The sequence below is a fragment of the Cohnella lupini genome (genome assembly GCF_003386205.1).
Classification (GTDB): domain Bacteria; phylum Bacillota; class Bacilli; order Paenibacillales; family Paenibacillaceae; genus Cohnella; species Cohnella lupini.
On sequence record NZ_QRDY01000002.1, the window covers coordinates 19,754 to 38,848 of the forward strand.

The following is a 19,095-nucleotide window of genomic DNA, read 5'->3' on the forward strand; positions in this document are numbered from 1 at the left end:
AATCAATGCGAAAACGGGCTTCGGCAATAGAACGGATTAGACGAAATGCAGAGAGATAGAGAGTTAGCGAGAGTATTTTAGAGATCGGCCCCATTGTAAGCGATACAACTCCCGAGACGGGAAGAAAGTGGTGCAAAACCGCGCTCGGGCATGCTTTACAAAGTATCGGGGCCGGAGTAATATTCGATTCATGAATTGGATAACCAACAAGTTCCATTCGTAATCGCTGAGTTTCCGAACAAGGAAAACGGGGGAACCAATGGCGGACGTTCGTCGGTGTGAGAGCCGGCTACCGTCCGTCCGGGGTGAATCCCGAGCACGCCGCGCCTAGGATGCGCGTGCTCGGGTAGGGCGACTCTCACCGCCCGAATCCGACAGCTAACCTCGTAAGCGTTGTGCTAGATCCATAGGAAATGTATGAGTATCGCGATTATCCATTTCCGAAGGGTCTACGATAGAAACGGCGAACTCCGTCCTTGAAGAAGGGACGAAGGAGTCGTTTTTAATGAGAGAGGATGATGAAGCTTGTGACCTACTTGGCCGCAGGGATCAATTTCTTGCGGTCTTTGCTATGCACCACGCTGAATCCCCGACTTACGGGGAACGGGGGAACCATCCGGATTTCATTGATTTTCGCTTAATGAAATCCACGGGGTGAATCCAAGCGTCTTGAAACTTGAGACGCGAGGTAGGGCGACTCTCACGCCCGAATCCGACAGCTAACCTCGCAAGCGTACCGAGAGAGGCAACGATTATCGTGAATGGACACGGTTTGTTACTAACAACCGGAAAGCATAAGGTTTCGAATTCCTTATGCTCATCCGATTGCTACGACATAAACGCTAATTCGCCGAAGATTCGGCGAATGCAGTTTATGCTCGCGCCGCGCGCCTAGAAGCCACGAGAAGAGTTCCTCTTCCCAAGGCTTCTTTTTTGTTGCCTTCTCCGCGAACGAGAACAGGAGGAGAAGAGAAATGTCTAACCGGGACGTCGTATTGGTATCGGCCCCGAACGTTGCCGGCGAGCAATTCATGAAATTGCTGAAGAAACGGGACATCCCGTTCGCCGCGATCGTCAATAATATTTCGCAATATGAACGTATAACCGAGCTCGGCGCGGAACACATTATAGTGGTAAATACGACCAAGGAACAATCTTGGATGCTTCCGGAGGTTGACGTCGGCAGGGTGTATTTGTTCGAGAAAAGCTTGACCCTATGCTGCCGGTACGTCCAGATATGCCGAAGCTGGACTTCCAAACCGATTTACGTGGTGACCGGAAGCCATAACCCTCGTCATGTATACAAGGGGTTGGGCGTCGATTACGTCATTCATAGCAATGCTCAGGAATTCGGTTTCCTGATCACCGATGATCTCAAGGTAAAAAAATAAGGAGGCTGTCACATGCTCGACCTGTACATGGTTCTGTTATTAGCCGTCACTTTCGCCGTGTTCTACGGCTTCATGGCTTGGTGCGATCGGGTTGTCGAAGATACGGGAGGAGATCGAAAATGATTATCGTAGGCGCCTTTACGGTATTTATCTTTCTATATCTAGTCTATGCGTTGGTCAATCCGGAAAAATTCTAATGAAGCGTTACCGTTGATAAGGAGGAAGTTCGATGGGTATTTTGCAAATCATTATCGTCCTGGCCGTGCTTGTCTTGCTCGTTAAGCCGGTCGGGTCTTACGTATACCACGTCTATTCGAATGAACCGAACAAGACCGACCGGATCTACGGATGGTTCGAGCGATTCATCTACATGCTGATCGGGCTCAAGCACCGTAACGGCATGACGTGGAAAAAGTATGCTTTAAGCTTCCTGTTAACGAACATTATTCTTGTGGCGGTAGGATATTTAATCTTGCGGTTGCAAAAATATTTGCCCTTTAATCCAAGCGGCATCGATAACATGGAGGAGACCCTTTCGTTTAACACGATTGTCAGCTTCATGACCAACACGAACCTTCAGCATTACAGCGGGGAATCGGGGGTATCGTATTTCACGCAAATGGCCGTCATGACTATGATGATGTTCACCTCGGCTGCTACAGGCTTCGCGATTGCAATAGCGTTCGTTCGCGGTATAACGAGCAGAGGAGAAACGATTGGGAATTTCTTCGAGGATTTCGTGAAATCGCACACTCGTATTTTACTTCCGGCGGCTGTGATCGTTACCTTAGTGCTCGTAGCCTTACAGGTCCCGCAGACGTTGGATCCGACGCTCACCGTAACGACGCTTGAAGGCGCCACGCAGAGCATAACGATGGGGCCGATAGCCGCGCTTGAATCGATCAAGCATCTCGGAACGAACGGCGGCGGTTTCTTCGGAGCCAATTCGGCGCATCCGTTCGAGAATCCGAGCCCGTTGACGAATGTCATCGAGATTTTGTCCATGTGGGTGTTGCCTGCTTCGCTTCCATACGTATACGGCCGATTCGCGAAAAACCGTAAACAAGGCTGGGTCGTATTCAGCGCCATGATGACATTGTTCCTGTTGTTCTTATCGCTCATCTACTTCTCCGAGCTGCGGGGCAATCCTGCCATCAACGCATTGGGAGTCGATGCCTCGCAAGGCAGCATGGAAGGGAAGGAAGTCCGGTTCGGCATTCCGCAATCCGCTTTGTTCTCCGCGGTAACGACAGCGGCGACGACGGGAACGGTCAACAATATGCACGATACGTTAACTCCTCTCGGCGGACTTGGAACATTGGGCGAAATGATGCTTAACACCGTGTTCGGAGGAAAAGGCGTCGGGCTTGTCAATATGCTGATGTACGCGATACTTGGCGTATTCCTATGCGGGCTCATGGTTGGGCGCACGCCTGAATTTTTGGGACGGAAGATCGAGCCTCGCGAGATGAAGCTGATCGCGGTTGCGATTCTGGCGCATCCCTTCATTATCTTGGTACCGACGGCTATCGCGTTCCTAACGGATCTCGGACAAGGCTCCATTACGAATCCAGGAGCCCACGGGATCTCGCAAGTTCTGTACGAATATACGTCATCGGCAGCCAATAACGGCTCCGGCTTCGAGGGCTTGGCCGATAATACGCCCTTCTGGAACATCACGACGGGACTCGTCATGATGCTTGGACGTTACATTTCGATCATCGCGATGTTAGCCGTGGCCGGATCGCTTGTTCGCAAGCAATGGGTGCCTGAGACCGTAGGTACGTTCCGGACGGATAATAAGCTGTTCTATGGGATATTGATCGGCGCGGTACTGATCATCGGCGCGTTGACATTCCTCCCGGCCATCGTGCTGGGACCGATCGCAGAGCATTTGAAGTTAGGCTAAGGATGGAGTGAAACTTTCATGAGTGCTAATCGTAAATCCATGCTGTCTTCCGCGATCATCAGTCGTGCGATCAGAGACAGCTTCATTAAATTGAATCCTAAAACGATGGCGAAGAACCCCGTCATGTTCGTCGTCGAGATCGGTACGTTTATCGTGCTTCTTTTGACTCTGTTTCCGGGTTATTTCGATACGAAGGATGATATCGGATTTAACCTGACGGTGTTTTTGATCCTGCTGTTTACCGTTCTGTTCGCCAACTTCGCGGAAGCATTGGCGGAAGGCAGAGGCAAAGCACAGGCGGATTCGCTGAAAAACTCCAAAAAAGAAACGTCGGCGAATAAGCTTGTCGGAGGCGTGGTGAAGGTCGTTCCTTCGACCGAGCTTCGCAAAGGAGACGTTGTCGTCGTTGCCCAAGGCGAGATGATTCCCGGCGACGGCGAAGTCATAGAAGGCCTCGCTTCCGTGGACGAATCGGCGATTACCGGGGAATCCGCGCCGGTCATTAAGGAAGCGGGCGGAGATTTCAGCTCCGTCACCGGCGGTACGAAAGTAGTCAGCGACAGAATCGTCGTACGCATTACGAGCGATCCCGGCGAATCCTTCATCGACCGGATGATCTCGCTCGTCGAAGGCGCCAAACGCCAGAAAACGCCGAACGAGCTGGCGCTTAACACGCTTCTGAGCAGCTTGACGATTATTTTCCTGATCGTCGTCGTTACGTTAGGCCCGATTGCCGGTTATTTGGATATCGATCTTCAAATTCCCGTTCTTATCGCCTTGCTCGTATGTCTCATTCCAACGACGATTGGCGGATTGTTATCCGCGATCGGGATCGCCGGAATGGACCGCGTTACGCAATTCAACGTGCTTGCCATGTCGGGTAAAGCCGTCGAAGCGGCCGGCGACATCAACACGATGATATTGGATAAAACCGGAACGATTACCTACGGAAACCGGATGGCTAGCGAATTCTTGCCTGTAGGCAATGCCAGCATTCAAGAAGTAGGGGCATGGTCGGCGATCAGTTCGGTACGCGACGAAACGCCGGAAGGACGTTCGGTGCTTGAGTTAATGAAGAAGCAGCTGCTGACATTCGACGAATCGATCGCCGCTGGTTCCGATTTCATCGAGTTCAAAGCGGAAACGCGCATGAGCGGCGTCGATCTAAAGGACGGACGCAAGGTGCGCAAAGGCTCCGTCGACGCCGTGAAGAAATGGGTAACGGCTCAAGGCGGCAGCATTCCGACGGACCTGGACGGGGGCAGCGATTCCATAGCTCGCGAAGGCGGCACGCCGCTGGCGGTTGCCGTGGATAATCGGATATACGGATTGATTTACCTGAAAGATACCGTTAAACCGGGAATGCGCGAACGGTTCGAACAGTTGCGCCAGATGGGCATCAAGACGATCATGTGTACCGGGGATAACCCGCTGACAGCAGCTACGATCGCCCGCGAAGCCGGAGTCGACGATTTCGTAGCCGAGAGCAAACCGGAAGACAAGATCGCGCTTATTCGCCGGGAACAGGCCGACGGCAAGCTGGTCGCCATGACCGGCGACGGGACGAACGATGCGCCCGCGCTCGCTCAAGCGGACGTCGGACTCGCCATGAACAGCGGTACGATCGCGGCCAAGGAAGCGGCCAACATGGTGGATCTGGATTCCGATCCTTCGAAGATCATCGAAGTCGTATCGATCGGCAAGCAATTGCTTATGACTCGGGGAGCGTTGACGACTTTCAGTATCGCCAACGACATCGCGAAATATTTCGCCATCATCCCGGCCATGTTCATCCTGGCTATTCCGGAGATGAAAGCTCTTAACATCATGGGCTTAGGCTCGCCGTTATCGGCGATATTATCGGCGTTAATCTTTAATGCCATAATTATCCCTCTGCTCATTCCGCTTGCGATGAAAGGCGTCGCGTACAAGCCGATGAGCGCGTCGAAGCTGTTATCGCGTAATATCGTCATCTACGGCTTGGGGGGCATTATCGTCCCGTTTATCGGAATCAAGCTGATCGATCTGGTCGTTCATTTGTGGATATAATCCGAAAAGGCAGGTTACAGTCATGAATAAAGCAGCAAGCTTACCCGGTTCTACCGGCGCGTCCTATGCCGCTATCGCGCTGAGGGCCAGCATCGTCTTCATTATATTGTGCGGTATTATTTACCCGCTCGTATGCACCGGAATCGCGCAGGCTATTATGCCGCACAACGCGAACGGCAGCATTATCAAGGACAGCGCCGGCAACGCCGTAGGCTCGGAGTTGATCGGACAAACGTTCGCCGATCCGAAGTATTTCCAAGGCAGGGTATCGAGCATCGAGTACAACGGAGCGGGTTCAGGTTCGAATAACTACGCGCCGTCCAATCCCGATATGCTGCAGCGGACGAAGGACTCCATCGAAGCGTGGAAGAAGGACAATCCGGATGTTCCGATCGACCGGTTGCCCGTCGCGCTCATCACGAACTCGGGATCGGGGCTTGATCCGCACATCACGCCCGATTCCGCCGAGGTACAAATTCCTAGAATCAGCAAGTTAACCGGATTATCGGCGGATCAGCTTCAACAATTGGTAGATAAGCACACGGAAAGCCGCGACTTGGGCGTGTTCGGCGAACCGCGAGTCAACGTGCTGAAGCTTAACCTGGATTTACAACCTCTGTTAAAATAAATAGAATACGAACGCAAACGCTCTGCCTGTCCCTGCACAGGCAGAGCTATGCTGTTTTATCTGAGGGAGACGACGGGGATGGAAGGATTTCGCCGCAAGACGCCTGAGGAATTATTATATTCGATATTCAAGGTTCATACGGGCCGACTGAAAGTCTATATCGGGGCCGTTACCGGTTCGGGCAAGACCTATCACATGCTGCGCGAAGGCCATGCTCTTAAGCAACAAGGGCTGGACGTCGTCATATGCGCCGTATCGACGATGCGTCGTCCGGAGACGGTTGAGCAGCTCCGAAATTTGGATCGTATTCCTAGCATTCACTGGATGTCCGGCGACACGGAGAAAAAAGACTTGAACTTGGAAGCTCTCATGGAAAGGAACCCGGAAGTGCTCCTGGTGGATGGGCTCGCGCATCGAAATCGCCCGGACGCCAGGTTCAAGACGCGGTTGGAAGATATCCAGTTTCTGCTCGGGCGGGGAATCAGCGTGATCACGACGGTTAACGTGTATGAGCTTGAGGGCGTGAAGGAACTGGCCCACAAGCTGACGGGCATCCACGTGGAAGCCACGATTCCCGCGAATACGCTGGATTTGGCCGATGAAGTGCGGTTGATCGACGTCAGTCCGGAGACGATCTTGAAGCGGCTGGACGAAGGAAATCTGTGCAACATGAATATCAAGGATTCGGCTTTGCTGAAGAGAGGCAATATCGGAAAATTGCGCGAGCTCGCCTTGCGGTTGATGGCCGAAGACGTGAACGAATCGCTCGAGAAGCATCGCGAGAAAGAAGGGCTGATCGGACCTTCGGGCGCCACTGAGAGGATTCTCGTATCCGCGCAGTATCATTGGAACGGTTCTATCCACATCCGCCGTGGCCAGCAAATCGCCAAACGGCTGGGCGGGGATCTACGAATCGTTACGTTCGCCAAGCGGGGCAAAGCCCTTTCCAAGGAAACCGCAACGTTTAAGCGTTCGATCGAGAAGCTAGCCGTCAAAGTGGATGCCGTATTCGAGGAATTGCCGCTACCCAGCCGGCGGAAAATGCCGGGTAGGCTAGTCCGCTATGCAGCGCTCAATAACGTAACGAGAATCGTGCTCGGCCATTCCAAGCAGAGCTTCTGGCAAGATTTCTGGAGAGGCTCGATCGCGGACGGCATTCTGAGGAAAACGAAAAACGTCGACGTCTTTTTCATGGCGGACCGCTCGGACTACGACGGGGAAAGGGTGCTTCCGACGATATCGGAAAAACGGCGAGCGCCTGCGGATGCTTACCGCCGGTTAAGCGCGGAGGAAATCGAGCAGAAGATCGAACGGATCAAGCGGGGCAAATTCAAGGTGTACATCGGCGCGGCTCCCGGCGTCGGCAAAACCTATACGATGCTTCGGGAAGGAAACGATTTGCTTCGGAAGAAGGTAGACGTCACGATAGGTCTTCTGGAAACGCACGGACGCGAAGAGACGAAAGCGCAAATCGGCGATCTAAGTACGATACAGCGAGCTGAAATCCAGTATAAAGGGGCCAATCTCGAGGAAATGGACGTTCCGGCCATTATCCGCCGTAATCCCGAGGTCGTCTTGATCGACGAGCTTGCTCATACGAACGTGCCCGGCAGCAAAAATAAGAAGCGTTACGATGACGTCCTGGAAATATTGGATGCGGGAATTTCCGTCATCTCTACCATGAACGTACAGCATTTGGAGAGCCTCAACGACGCCGTAGAGCAGATTACGGGCGTGCGCGTACGAGAAACGGTTCCGGATAGTATTCTGCGTATGGCGGACGAGGTAGAACTGATCGACGTGGCGCCAAGAGCGTTGCAGGAGCGAATGCGCGAAGGTAAAGTGTACGCGATGGAGAAGGTAACCCAGGCTCTGGATAACTTTTTCAAAACGGGCAATCTAATCGCATTGAGGGAGCTTGCGTTACGGGAAATCGCGGACGACGTAGATGAAAGGTTGGAAGCGTGGGAACAGAGCGGCGGTTCGTTAAGGGGGCCTTGGCGGAAGCGGGAAAGCATATTCGTGTGCGTGACGACGAGCGGCAACGCCGATCGATTGATCAGACGCGGCTTTCGAATCGCCCATCGCCTTAAAGCGGAATGGCATGTCGTGTACGTCCATATCGGAGATGCGATCTCCGAAGATGTTCGGAAGAGGCTGCAGACCCTGCACGATTTGACGGGGAGGCTGGGAGGAAAGTTCGAGACCGCGCAAGTCAAGTCGCAGCCGCTGCTGCCGGGCGCGATACTCTCCAAAGCCGCCGAATATCACGCGAGCCAGATGATCGTAGGACAATCGACGCGCGGTTTCTGGCAGTCGCTGCTTCGCAAGTCCGTCGTGAAGACGATTTTACGGGAAGGCCGCCATATGGACGTTCTCGTCGTGGCGGACTTCGATCCCCATATTCAAATCAACGACGATTAGTGCATAATACTCGTAAGCAGATAACAATCATTATTTGATATAAGGGAGAGTTCGATCTTCATGGACTTGATGTTGAAGGGGAAATCGGTTTTCGTTGCGGCTGCTAGCAAAGGCCTCGGAAAGGCCGTCGCGCTGCAATACGCGAAAGAGGGAGCGCGGCTGACGATAGCTAGCCGAAATATGGAGGATCTCGCGAACGCGCGGAACGAGATCCTCGTGCTTACCGGCGTGGAAGCGACGATCGTTCGGATGGACGCTTCCGATGGCGAGGATATTCGCCATGCTATCCGGATCGCGGCGGAGGCAAACGGCGGACTGGACGTGTTGGTTACGAATGCCGGAGGTCCTCCGGCAGGAACTTTTATCGACATGGATGACGCGGATTGGACGAAAGGGTTCGAGCTTACCTTGATGAGCACCATACGGATGATCCGAGAGGCATTGCCGTATCTAAAAGCTGCTCCGGACGGAGGAAGGATCGTGAATCTGGCATCCGTGTCCGTTAAGCAGCCGATCGACGGACTTATACTATCCAACGTATTCCGTGCGGGAGTAAACTCCTTGGCGAAGAGCCTCGCGTCCGAACTGGCCGGCGACGGCATTCTGATCAATATGGTATCGCCGGGCAGAATCTCGACGGACCGTATCGTGGAATTGGATCGGAAGAGAGCGGATGCGAGCAATCGCGCGGTGGAGGACATTCAAGCGGAAGCCGCCAAGCAGATCCCCTTGGGAAGGCCCGGCACTCCGGAGGAATTCGCCCGGCATGCCGTTTTCTACGGTTCGTTCGCCAACACTTACGTAACCGGTCAATCCCTTCTTGTCGACGGCGGAATGGTTAAGGGGCTTTAAAACAGGCGGAGGAATCTGGGCGGCTAAAACAGTAAGATCTGCTCTTCGATGCACTCCGGCGTATCGTTCTTGACGTTGCCGACGATCGGGGAAACCGGATACGCCCTCATCAAATCGGCGGAGTAAGGACGAAGCAACGCCGTCAGCCTTTCAACATCGTCGTTGGCGCGGTTTAACCATAAGGCTTCGTCCTCGGGACTCAAAATGACCGGCATCCGATCATGGATGTCGGCCATAAGGCTGTTCGGCGTCGTCGTGATAATCGTGCAGGTGCTTAATTTTCGTCCGTCCGGCGCCAGCCATGTATCGTAAAGGGCGGCCATCGAGAATATAGCGCCGTCCTTCATCGTAATGCGCATCGGTTGCTTCTTGCTCCCGAGCTGCTTCCATTCGTAGAACCCGTCGGCCGGGATGATCGCGCGCTTGCGACGGATCAGATTTTTGAAAGAAGCTTTCTCCAGAATCGTTTCCGCGCGCGCGTTGATCATTTTACTCCCTATTTTATCGTCCGAAGCCCATGAAGGCACAAGCCCCCAGCGCAGCTCTCCAAGCTTATTCTTCTCCCCGTCGTGGATGACCGCCGTTACGTTCTGCATGGGAGCCACGTTGTACTTGGGTGTATGGTATCGGTCCGTTGGTTGTTCGTTTAGGTACCTCAGCATCAATTCTTCCATGGAAACCACGATCGTATATCTTCCGCACATCGCTTGTCCCCTCCTCCCACTAGTATAAACAGGATGAACGTAAAAATAAAACCGAGGCAGATATAAGTCTATATGCCTAATTTTAATAGGCCTCAAAGCATGGTTGTGGTATGATAAACTCGGAATAACGGTTATAATTGGAAAATGATAGTCGCGCGATAGTGCGCAGATGAGCGATCGTTGGAGGCCCTTCATGTCGGACAGAGACTTGCCCCCGGTTCAAACTTATAACGCCAGGGACGGAAGATCGTTATGTTACCGTCTATATCCTGCGAATTCGAATAAAATGGTCATTCTTCTGCACGGCATATCGGAGGATGGGCTTTATCTTCGACCGTTAGCGGATTTCCTGTCCAAGCGAGGACTAGCCCAGGTGGTCGTGCCGGATCTCAGAGGTTACGGCATGCATCCTATTCGCAGAGGCGACGTGGAATATATCGGTCAGTACGACGACGATATCGAAGATTTGACGAACTGGCTCAGGCAGCGTTTTTCTTCGGCGGACAAACTGATCATCGCCGGACATTCCGGAGGGGGGGCGAACGCGATCCGGCTTGCCGCCCACCGCAAGCTGGCGAAGGATATCGGCGGGTTTCTACTGTTGGCGCCGTCCATCCATCCCGAAGCTCCGATTAACCATAAGAAGGATCCGTGGAGCACGATTCGGATCGACTCCCGAAAGGTCGCGTTTCTCGATGCTCTTAACGTTGCCGGCATTCGCTTTCTTAACCATTGGATCGTCATGCGCAACGATAAGCCGCTGGACCGCAGGCATGGCAGGGAAACCTTGGAGGTCAGCTATCGGCTGCTGATGTCCAGATTCACGAAGGCCAAATACGCGCGTTATTTACAGGCGATGACCCAACCGACTCTCGTTCTAGTCGGCGAGAAGGAAGAGGTACACATTCCGGGACAATACGCTCCGCTATTCGCCCAGCATACTCAAGCTAAGGTCGCTACCATACTCGATGCCGACCACGACGGAATTCTCTCGAACGATGGAACGTTCCAGGAAGTAGAGAGTTGGTTAAAGGCGCTGTAGCCATATGGAATTGACGCGAGGCCGTCCCGGTTAATACTTTGGGGCGGCCTCTTAATGGTTTCGGGTAGCCTGCCGAGTGGCGAGCCGATGAGAAGGAATTAGCGAAGATAGTTCGTTAATTCAGCAAGCAGTGAGCAGATACGTCGGAGTTAGCGAAGATAGTTCGTTAATTCAGCGAGCGGTGAGCAGATACGTCGGAGTTAGCGAAGATAGTTCGTTAATTCAGCAAGCAGTAAGCAGATACGTCGGAGTTAGCGAAGATAGTTCGTTAATTCAGCTAGCGGCCGATTCATTCCCCAAGTTCCCCGGTTGTAACGGACAAAAAAATGGGCAAATTTGGATAATTCAGCTTGCATATATGTAATTGACGTGCTAATATCTGTTTGAACGTTCATTCAACTTTAATGGCCGGTTATACTCAGCCGTCATTCCGCATGACCTCATTTTCCGCTAAAGCCGCATTTTCCACAAAGCCTCATTTTTCAAACGACGATCCATGCTCCACAAAATACGAAACAAGGTGTGTACAGATGACCGATGCAGACAAGAGAGACAGAATTATAGCGGCCGCTTATGACGTATTGTCTGAGAAAGGCTACGACAAGGCCTCGACCAAGGAAATCGCGAGCACGGCCGGAGTGGCACAAGGGTTGATCAATTATTATTTTCCGAGCAAGGACTTGTTGTTCGCCGAAGTATTTCGCAGGGAAACGAAAAAATATTGCGAGTCCTTCGACGGATTAATAGATGTGGGTGATAAACCCATAACGTTGGAGCTTATAGCGAACATTCTCGAGATACCGAAGAGCAGAGCGCTCGAGGAACCGGATTGGTTTCGACTTCGTTACGAGCTGTTCGCGATCGGTCTTCGGAACGAGGCGGCTCGCGAGACGCTGAAAGAAATGCTGGCTACGAAACGCAAGCACATTAGCGACACGGTCGGAGACATAGCCGGTCTCCCTAGGGAACAAGCGGATATTTTCTCGTCTCTGCTGTATTCGCTTATTGAGGGACTGGGACTGCAGAAGGTCGCGGATCCGGACTTTAAGTATGACGAAGCCTACGCGATGCTTGCCGAGCTTGTCGGAGCATACTACGAGAAGATATCCGCAAAGAGAGAAACATAAGTGCCATCCTCTCTTTTTTATTGTTAACTGTTTGAATGATCAAACAATTAACGACATATATCTTTTATGCGAGTATTACAGACCCAATAAACAGAGAAAGACGGTGGAGAGAAATGCACGGATTGTTGCGCGGATGGGGAAAGGCTTTGTACAAAATACGGTGGGTAGTCGTAGCGTTATGGATCGTTATCGCTTTGTTCGGAGGATTCGCCTTCAGCAAGCTGACGCCTCTGCTTAGCGGAGGAGGATGGGATGTACCCGGATCGCAGTCGTTAGCCGCCGGCAAGCTGCTGGCGACCGAGTTCGACGGCAGGTCGGAAAGCTCGATGACGCTTGTGTTGAAAGACCCGCAGCATGCGGTCGGATCGGCGGAATACAAAGATAATTTGGGCAAAATCGTCGATCGGCTGAAGACGGAGGAAGGCGTGTCCGGCGTATTCAGCGTATTGGACGCTTCCGAAGGAATCGGTTCGGGATTGGTAGGCAAGGATCCGAATCTCAGCATCGCTTTCGTCGACATGGACGTGAAGCTGGATTTCATCATCAATAAAGTACCGGATTACCAAGAACGCGTCGTCGAGCAAGCCGAAAGTCTTGGAGTCGAAGCCTATCTGGTAGGCGGAGCGGCATTCTTCGGCGAAAGCAGCGTACAAAGCCAAGAAGGGCTAGCCAAGGCCGAGATCATCGTGTTCCCTTTGATCATTATCATTCTATTGCTCGTATTCAGGTCGGTCATGGCAACGATCACTCCTCTTATGGTTACGATCGCTTCGGTGCTCGTCGCCATGGGGATCGTATATCTGGTAGCTAGTGAAGTAGAGCTTTCCGTATTCGTGACCAATTCGGCGATGATGCTGGGGTTAGGCGTCGGCATCGATTATTCCTTGTTCATGGTCAGCAGGTTTAAGGCGGAGCTTGAAAACAAGGGTAAAACTAAGCAGGAAGCGATAATGACAACGTTGCAAACGGCAGGTCATACCGTATTTTTCTCGGCGTTGACCGTTATCGCCGCTTTATCCGCTTTGTTCATCGTTCCTATCGATGCGATCAGAGCGATCGCGTTCGGCGGCATCGCGGTCGTATTCGTCGCGGGATTGGCTAGCTTGACGTTGCTACCCGCGGTACTTGTCATCCTCGGCGCTCGCATTAACAAAGGCAGCATACCTTTCTTGCGGCCGCGCGAACGGACCGGAATCAGCGGCTGGAAAAAATGGACGAAAGCGATCATGCGCCGCCCGGCTGTATTCCTAGTTCTCACTTTGATCGCTCTAGGAGTATTCGCCTCCCCCGCTCTCGACATGAAGCTCGATGCTCCCGACATTCGAACCCTTCCCGCGGATACGGCGGTTCGTCAAGGCTTCGAGCTGATGCAGGAATCGTTCGGGATAGGCTCGTCGAGTCAGATCAGCATCGTGCTGCGCAATGAAGGCAGCGATTTGAGCGAGCCGGCGGCGTTGGAGAGTATAGCGGCGTTGCAAGCAGAGCTCGGTAAACAAGAGCACGTTTCCAGCGTATCGTCGGTAGCGTCCTTTTTCCCCGGGATGGGATCGGATATCGTCTCCGGCTTATTAAACGGAGGAGGCGGTTCGTTGCCGGCGGATGTCGGCTTCATGGTCAATCGCTACGTGAGCGCGGACCGGCATAGCGCGGTACTGGAAGTCCAACTCGATCAGCTTGGATCGAGCGAAGCCGGCAGGGAAGCCTTGAACGTTTTGCGGAATACCGTCTTGCCGGGGGTTGCCCTCCCCGAAGGGACCGTCTATAGCATCGGTGGAGATGCGATGAACGGCATTGAAACGTCGGAGGCGATTAGCGACAGCTTGCTTCCCGCGCTCGGAATCATGCTCGTGCTTATCTTCTTCATCCTAGTTCTTACTTTCAGAAGCATTCTGTTGCCTCTCAAGGCGATTATTCTGAATCTATTCTCGGTTGCCGCGACCTGCGGAATTCTGGTATTCGTGTTCGCTCTCGGCCATGGCTCCGAAATCTTCAACGTGGAATCGAACGGGTACATTATTCACTTCGTGCCGATTCTGCTGCTCGCGTTGCTGTTCGGCTTGAGTACCGACTACGAGGTGTTCCTGGTAAGCCGAGTGAAGGAAGAGCATGATCGGACGGGAGCGCACGAAGAGAGCATCGCCGAAGGCATGGAGAAGACCGGCCCGCTCATTACCGGCGCGGCTATACTGATGATCGCTGTATTCGCGGGGTTCGCGTTCTCCGGAGTCCTTCCGATTCAGATGCTCGGATTCGGAATGGCAGTGGCTATCGCGCTGGATTCCACGGTCATCCGGATGCTGCTCGTTCCGGTTACGATGAAGCTGCTCGGCAAGGCAAGCTGGTGGTTTCCTGGACGTAAGCGGCCTGAGCCGGAGCCTTCGAATCCTCCGAAAAGAAGCGATAAACCCCTTCCTCTCGCGAATAAATAAATAGTAGGTTAAGATAGGGGATAGCTGATCGACGAGACGGAGGGATTGACGGTGGTGGTTGCCGCGATATTGGTAGGCATTGTAGCTTTGGAGCATTTGTATATTCTTTTCATGGAGATGTTTTTGTGGACGTCTCCTAACGTTAGGAAGAGATTCGGAACGACGGAAAGCTTCGCCAAGGAAACGAAGGCTCTTGCGGCGAACCAAGGCCTTTACAACGGTTTTTTGGCGGCGGGATTGATTTGGGGACTTCTGTACCCGGACGTTTCCACGGGCTACCAAATTCAGACGTTTTTCCTGGCCTGCGTTTTGATAGCGGCGATTTACGGCAGCTTCACAGCCAAGCGCTCGATTATTGTCGTGCAAGGCATTCCGGCTGCTGCGGCTCTGATAGCCGTTTTACTTACTTGGTAATACGCGATTGCAACGCTTTAAGCTGTCCGAGCCTGGTGGATACCGGCGAGGGCAGCTTTTTTTCGCGCCGTCACGCGTTGCGCCGCAGTCCGCTGAAATGCGACCTATGGTATAATAAGACGAAAATCGCGTAATTCCACTCGGAGAGGAACGACCCTTTTGAAGACGTTGGTCATAGCGGAAAAGCCGGACATGGGCCGCAACATCGCCGCCGTCATCGAGCCCAAAGCTCAGAATAAGCGCTCCTATCTAGAAGGCGAAAACTATATCATTACCTGGGCGATCGGCCATCTCATCGGGCTGGCGGAGCCGGACCTCTACGATGACAAATATAAAAAGTGGAGGTTCGGCGATCTGCCGATCATCCCCGACGATTTCAAGCTGCTCCCGAATCCGCGGACGAAGGATCAGCTGCAGGTCATCGAAGAGCTCGCCGCGAGGAGCGGAGCGCTCGTGAACGCTTGCGATGCCGGGCGGGAGGGTCAGCATATTTTCTCCCTCATCGTCAGGCATCTGCATCTCAAACAACCGGTCAAGCGGCTGTGGATATCCGATCTGACCGCGGAAACCATTCGCAAGGGCTTCGACCAGTTGAAGGACAACACCGAGTACGAGAATCTGACGCAAGCTGCGCGGGCAAGAAGCGAAGCGGATTGGCTCATCGGAATGAACGGATCCCGTGCTTTCACGACGAAGCATAACGAGCTGTTGTCCGTCGGCCGCGTGCAGACTCCGGTTCTGGCCCTAATCTACGACAGGCAGAAGCAGATCGAAGCTTTCGATTCTTTGAAGTTCTACGACATATCGGGACTGTTCTCGCAAGAGGCGACCAACTATAGAGGAATATGGCAAGGAGACAGGCTGACCGATCCGGACAAAGCCGAGGCGATTGCCGCCAAGGTAAGAGGCAAAACGGGAACGATAGCCAGCTACGAGGTGAAGGATACGAAGGAGTATCCTTTTAAGCTATACGATTTGACGCTGCTCCAGCGGGAGGCGAACGGGAAATTCAGCTTCTCCGCCAAGAAAACGTTGGATACGGCACAAGCGCTCTACGAGAAGCACAAGGTTATCTCCTATCCGCGTACGAACTCCAACTACGTGAACGAGCAGAACATTCCCGAGATGCACAAAATATTGGACGGTTTGCGCAGCTCCCCGGATTACGGGGATTTCGTGAAGGACGCGAACAAGAAGCTCGTGCACATCAACAACAAGAATGTGTGCAATCCGGCCAAAGTCGAGGATCACCACGCGATCATGCCGACGATGAAGAAGCCGCAGGGCTTAAGCCCCGACGAGCGCAAGCTCTATGATCTAATCGTCAAGAGATTCCTGTCCCACTTCTATCCGGCGGCGGAATACAAAGTGCACACCGTCATGACCGAAGTGGAGAAGGAAAGCTTCAAGACGACGATTAAGCAGCTGCTCAGCTTAGGGTGGAAAATCATCTATGCGGATCAGGCCAAGTCGACGAAGGACAGCGGCGGCAGCGGAAAAGACGGCGGCAAGGAAGACGGGGCGGGTAGCGCGGAGGACGAGGAGCAGGAAACGGATGCTCCGTTCGAGATCGATCCGCGACAGCCGGTCGTATGCACCGACGTCGAGGTTAAAGCGAAGGAAACGCAGCCTCCCAAGCATTTTACGGAAGGCACGCTGCTGAAGGCGATGGAGAGCGCGGGCAAGCAGATCGAGGACGAGGAGCTCCGCGACGCGATGAAGGACTCCGGGCTCGGAACGCCGGCTACTCGCGCGGCGACGATTGAGAGATTGAAGCAAGTCGGGTATATCGACATGCAGGGCAAGAGAATCATGATCGCGCCCAAAGGGCGGACGGCCATCGAGTTGATCCGCGGAGCCGGGGTCGAGCTGCTTACGTCGCCGGAAATGACGGGTCAATGGGAGCGCCGGCTGACGGAAATATCTAGGGGACAAGCTTCCGCGGATGCGTTCATGGGCAACGTAAAGAAATTCACGTGGCAAATCATCGATAAAGTTAAGGTGCAGCGTCCCGCGGCCAAGAACGCGTTCGCCAGACCTGAGCCTCCGGCGAAAGAGGCGAAGGGCAAGCGGAAATCTTCGGCGGATGGCGGTGGAGAAGCGGGAGCTGCGGCAGCGCCGAAGAGAGTTAGAGCGGCATCTTCCGCTCCGGCCAAGGCTTCCGGGAGTACGCCGTCTTCGGATACCGTCGCGAAGCCTACGCAGCCGGTCAAGATAGGTAGCTGCCCGAATCCCGGCTGCGGCGGACACATTTTCATGGGTCGCAAAGGCTACGGATGCAGCAACTACAAGACGGGCTGCGGCTTCGTCATATGGAAGGAAAGCTTCGATCGCATGTTGACCGATACGATGGTGAAATCGTTGGTCGAGAAGGGCAAGACGGCGAAGCTCAAGTTCGGCAAAGCCGAAGAAGAAGCCTACGAAGCGCGAATCGTGCTGAAGAACGAAGCTACCGGAGAGCTAGCGTTGGAGCGGGCGTAGCCGAGGGAGCCGCTTTGTGTAACAATTCTAGTAACAAATCCATTAAACCGCCAGTCTTCGCTAACCCGAAGCTGGCGGTATTTTTGATGGCAAGAACTTGGATACTCGAAAAAATCGAGCAGCGGATAGCCGTTTAGAGCGCTTCTCGCTAATCAATAGAATAACCCAGCTATGCTATAATGATTGAAAAAAAGCCGGAGGTATGAAGAGTGCTTATTATGAACGAAAAAATAAAAGCGTCCGAGATCTTGCTGACGGGGGTAAACGGAGAGAGTTTGGGCGTCGTTTCAAGAGACGAAGCGCTAGCTATGGCGCGTAAGCTGAAAGTGGATCTCGTCTGTACCTCGTTATTCAGCAGTCCTCCTCCGTGTAAGCTGGTTTCGAGCGGAGCGGCCAAGCAAGAAGCGGCAAAGGGGAAGCAGGATGCGAGGAAAAAGGATCAGGGTCCGAAGCTGAAAGAGATCCGGCTTACGGCGAATACCGAGGAGCATGATTACGAGACGAAGCAGCGTCAAGCCGAGAAGTTGTTAGCCGCAGGCAACGCCGTTCAGCTCGTCGTGAAGATTCAAGGAAAAGAAGGGCCGAAAGCGAAGGAGCTTCTGGAACGACTAGTGAAGGACTTGGCAACGGTCGGCAAAAAAGAGACGGGTCTTCAGCTCAGCGGCAAACAAGCGGCCGTCCGGGTTAATCCGTTATGAACGGAAAATCCGGACGGCCGCCGGATATTAGTTAGTAATTAAGCTTTAAGAGCAACCGCGATCCGAGCGGCTACTTGCGCGTTATGGTAGACAAGCGCGATGTTGGTGGCCAAGCTGCGCCCGTCAGTCAGCTCTTTAATGCGAGCCAATAGGAACGGAGTCACTTTCTTGCCCGCGATATTCTGTTCCTTCGCTTCGGAGAGGGCTTGTTGGATAACCCCTTCGATGTCTTGCTGCAGCAGCGCGGATTCGACGGGAACCGGATTGGCAATGACTGCGCCGCCGTTTAGCCCGAGCTCCCACTTCTTCCGGAGAACGTCGGCGACCTGAGCCGGCTCGTCGAGACGGAAATCAACGCGGTAACCGCTCTCCCGGGCATAGAAGGAAGGGAATTCGTCGGTCTTGTATCCGACGACCGGTACTCCATGCGTTTCCAGAAACTCCAGCGTGCGCCCGATGTCGAGAATGGACTTGGCGCCGGCGCATACGACGGCAACGTTCGTTTGGGCGAGCTCCGTCAAGTCAGCGGAGATGTCCATCGTCGTTTCGCCTTCGCGATGAACGCCGCCGATTCCGCCGGTCGCGAATATTTCGATGCCGGCCAGAGCGGCGCCGATCATGGTGGCGGATACCGTCGTCGCGCCGATTTTGCCGGAGGATAAAATGTATGGAAAGTCGCGGCGGCTGACCTTCTCCACGCGAGGGGTCGTCGCGAAAGCCTCCAGCTCTTGCTCGTTCAAGCCGATCTTGATGCGGCCATCCAATATGCCGATCGTGGCGGGTACGGCGCCGTTATCCCGAATGATTTGCTCGACCTTGCGAGCCATCTCTATATTTTGCGGATAAGGCATTCCGTGGGAAATAATCGTGGTTTCCAGAGCGACGATCGGCTTGTTGGCGATCAATGCGTCTTGTACTTCATCCGTGAAAGTCAAATAGTTGTTCAT

At 53.5% G+C, this 19,095-nt stretch carries 15 protein-coding genes and 2 riboswitches; of the genes, 13 read left to right on the forward strand and 2 right to left on the reverse strand.

The window, feature by feature from the left end; all coding sequences use genetic code 11:
• Nucleotides 1-214 precede the first annotated feature (214 nt).
• A riboswitch (cyclic di-AMP (ydaO/yuaA leader) is annotated at nt 215-407 on the forward strand.
• A gap of 162 nt (nt 408-569) precedes the next feature.
• A riboswitch (cyclic di-AMP (ydaO/yuaA leader) is annotated at nt 570-750 on the forward strand.
• Between the two features lie 224 nt (nt 751-974).
• From DFP95_RS04420 to DFP95_RS04450, 7 genes are all read left to right on the forward strand, one after another.
• A complete protein-coding gene (locus tag DFP95_RS04420; protein ID WP_115991390.1) occupies nt 975-1,391 on the forward strand; it encodes a hypothetical protein in 417 nt (138 codons plus the stop codon).
• Between the two features lie 119 nt (nt 1,392-1,510).
• The gene (kdpF, locus tag DFP95_RS29780) at nt 1,511-1,588 is read left to right on the forward strand and encodes a K(+)-transporting ATPase subunit F (RefSeq protein ID WP_425453250.1); all 78 of its coding nucleotides are present in this window, start codon (nt 1,511-1,513) and stop codon (nt 1,586-1,588) included.
• Between the two features lie 32 nt (nt 1,589-1,620).
• A complete protein-coding gene (gene kdpA, locus DFP95_RS04430; RefSeq protein WP_115991392.1) occupies nt 1,621-3,300 on the forward strand; it encodes a potassium-transporting ATPase subunit KdpA in 1,680 nt (559 codons plus the stop codon).
• 18 nt (nt 3,301-3,318) lie between these two features.
• Nucleotides 3,319-5,349 (forward strand): potassium-transporting ATPase subunit KdpB, encoded by a 2,031-nt coding sequence (gene kdpB, locus DFP95_RS04435; RefSeq protein ID WP_115991393.1) that lies wholly within the window; start codon nt 3,319-3,321, stop codon nt 5,347-5,349.
• A gap of 22 nt (nt 5,350-5,371) precedes the next feature.
• The gene (gene kdpC, locus DFP95_RS04440) at nt 5,372-5,977 is read left to right on the forward strand and encodes a potassium-transporting ATPase subunit KdpC (protein ID WP_115991394.1); all 606 of its coding nucleotides are present in this window, start codon (nt 5,372-5,374) and stop codon (nt 5,975-5,977) included.
• A gap of 78 nt (nt 5,978-6,055) precedes the next feature.
• Nucleotides 6,056-8,401, forward strand: a complete 2,346-nt coding sequence (locus DFP95_RS04445) for a histidine kinase (RefSeq protein ID WP_115991395.1) — start codon at nt 6,056-6,058, stop codon at nt 8,399-8,401.
• 60 nt (nt 8,402-8,461) lie between these two features.
• Nucleotides 8,462-9,253, forward strand: a complete 792-nt coding sequence (locus DFP95_RS04450) for an SDR family oxidoreductase (RefSeq protein ID WP_115991396.1) — start codon at nt 8,462-8,464, stop codon at nt 9,251-9,253.
• Between the two features lie 23 nt (nt 9,254-9,276).
• Here DFP95_RS04450 and DFP95_RS04455 read toward each other — a convergent pair whose 3' ends face one another.
• Nucleotides 9,277-9,957: an SOS response-associated peptidase gene (locus DFP95_RS04455; RefSeq protein ID WP_115991397.1), complete on the reverse strand. Its 681-nt coding sequence runs from the start codon at nt 9,955-9,957 to the stop codon at nt 9,277-9,279.
• Between the two features lie 193 nt (nt 9,958-10,150).
• Between DFP95_RS04455 and DFP95_RS04460 the strand changes: the two genes are divergently transcribed.
• The 6 genes from DFP95_RS04460 to infC all read left to right on the forward strand — a co-directional run bounded on the left by DFP95_RS04460 (nt 10,151) and on the right by infC (nt 18,148).
• Complete coding sequence (locus DFP95_RS04460) at nt 10,151-10,999, forward strand: alpha/beta hydrolase (protein WP_181907246.1); 849 nt, start codon at nt 10,151-10,153, stop codon at nt 10,997-10,999.
• Between the two features lie 530 nt (nt 11,000-11,529).
• Nucleotides 11,530-12,126, forward strand: coding sequence for a TetR/AcrR family transcriptional regulator (locus DFP95_RS04470; protein ID WP_181907247.1), 597 nt, complete (start codon nt 11,530-11,532; stop codon nt 12,124-12,126).
• A 113-nt stretch (nt 12,127-12,239) separates the two neighbouring features.
• Complete coding sequence (locus DFP95_RS04475; RefSeq protein ID WP_181907248.1) at nt 12,240-14,555, forward strand: MMPL family transporter; 2,316 nt, start codon at nt 12,240-12,242, stop codon at nt 14,553-14,555.
• A 54-nt stretch (nt 14,556-14,609) separates the two neighbouring features.
• Complete coding sequence (locus DFP95_RS04480; protein ID WP_115991838.1) at nt 14,610-14,969, forward strand: DUF1304 domain-containing protein; 360 nt, start codon at nt 14,610-14,612, stop codon at nt 14,967-14,969.
• A gap of 159 nt (nt 14,970-15,128) precedes the next feature.
• A complete protein-coding gene (locus DFP95_RS04485; protein WP_115991402.1) occupies nt 15,129-17,450 on the forward strand; it encodes a type IA DNA topoisomerase in 2,322 nt (773 codons plus the stop codon).
• 209 nt (nt 17,451-17,659) lie between these two features.
• The gene (gene infC / locus DFP95_RS04490; protein WP_245987362.1) at nt 17,660-18,148 is read left to right on the forward strand and encodes a translation initiation factor IF-3; all 489 of its coding nucleotides are present in this window, start codon (nt 17,660-17,662) and stop codon (nt 18,146-18,148) included.
• A gap of 38 nt (nt 18,149-18,186) precedes the next feature.
• On the opposite strand, the gene DFP95_RS04495 is transcribed toward infC, so the two are convergent.
• Nucleotides 18,187-19,095 carry a pseudouridine-5'-phosphate glycosidase gene (locus DFP95_RS04495; protein WP_115991403.1) on the reverse strand — a complete coding sequence of 303 codons (909 nt, stop codon included), beginning with the start codon at nt 19,093-19,095 and terminating at the stop codon, nt 18,187-18,189.

Excerpts from the sequence above, each read along its gene's own strand:
- DFP95_RS04420 (WP_115991390.1), top strand. The coding sequence starts at position 975 with ATGTCTAACCGGGACGTCGTATTGGTATCGGCCCCGAACGTTGCCGGC.
- kdpF (WP_425453250.1), top strand. The coding sequence starts at position 1,511 with ATGATTATCGTAGGCGCCTTTACGGTATTTATCTTTCTATATCTAGTC.
- kdpA (WP_115991392.1), top strand. The coding sequence starts at position 1,621 with ATGGGTATTTTGCAAATCATTATCGTCCTGGCCGTGCTTGTCTTGCTC.
- kdpB (WP_115991393.1), top strand. The coding sequence starts at position 3,319 with ATGAGTGCTAATCGTAAATCCATGCTGTCTTCCGCGATCATCAGTCGT.
- kdpC (WP_115991394.1), top strand. The coding sequence starts at position 5,372 with ATGAATAAAGCAGCAAGCTTACCCGGTTCTACCGGCGCGTCCTATGCC.
- DFP95_RS04445 (WP_115991395.1), top strand. The coding sequence starts at position 6,056 with ATGGAAGGATTTCGCCGCAAGACGCCTGAGGAATTATTATATTCGATA.
- DFP95_RS04450 (WP_115991396.1), top strand. The coding sequence starts at position 8,462 with ATGGACTTGATGTTGAAGGGGAAATCGGTTTTCGTTGCGGCTGCTAGC.
- DFP95_RS04455 (WP_115991397.1), bottom strand. The coding sequence starts at position 9,957 with ATGTGCGGAAGATATACGATCGTGGTTTCCATGGAAGAATTGATGCTG.
- DFP95_RS04460 (WP_181907246.1), top strand. The coding sequence starts at position 10,151 with ATGTCGGACAGAGACTTGCCCCCGGTTCAAACTTATAACGCCAGGGAC.
- DFP95_RS04470 (WP_181907247.1), top strand. The coding sequence starts at position 11,530 with ATGACCGATGCAGACAAGAGAGACAGAATTATAGCGGCCGCTTATGAC.
- DFP95_RS04475 (WP_181907248.1), top strand. The coding sequence starts at position 12,240 with ATGCACGGATTGTTGCGCGGATGGGGAAAGGCTTTGTACAAAATACGG.
- DFP95_RS04495 (WP_115991403.1), bottom strand. The coding sequence starts at position 19,095 with ATGAACAACTATTTGACTTTCACGGATGAAGTACAAGACGCATTGATC.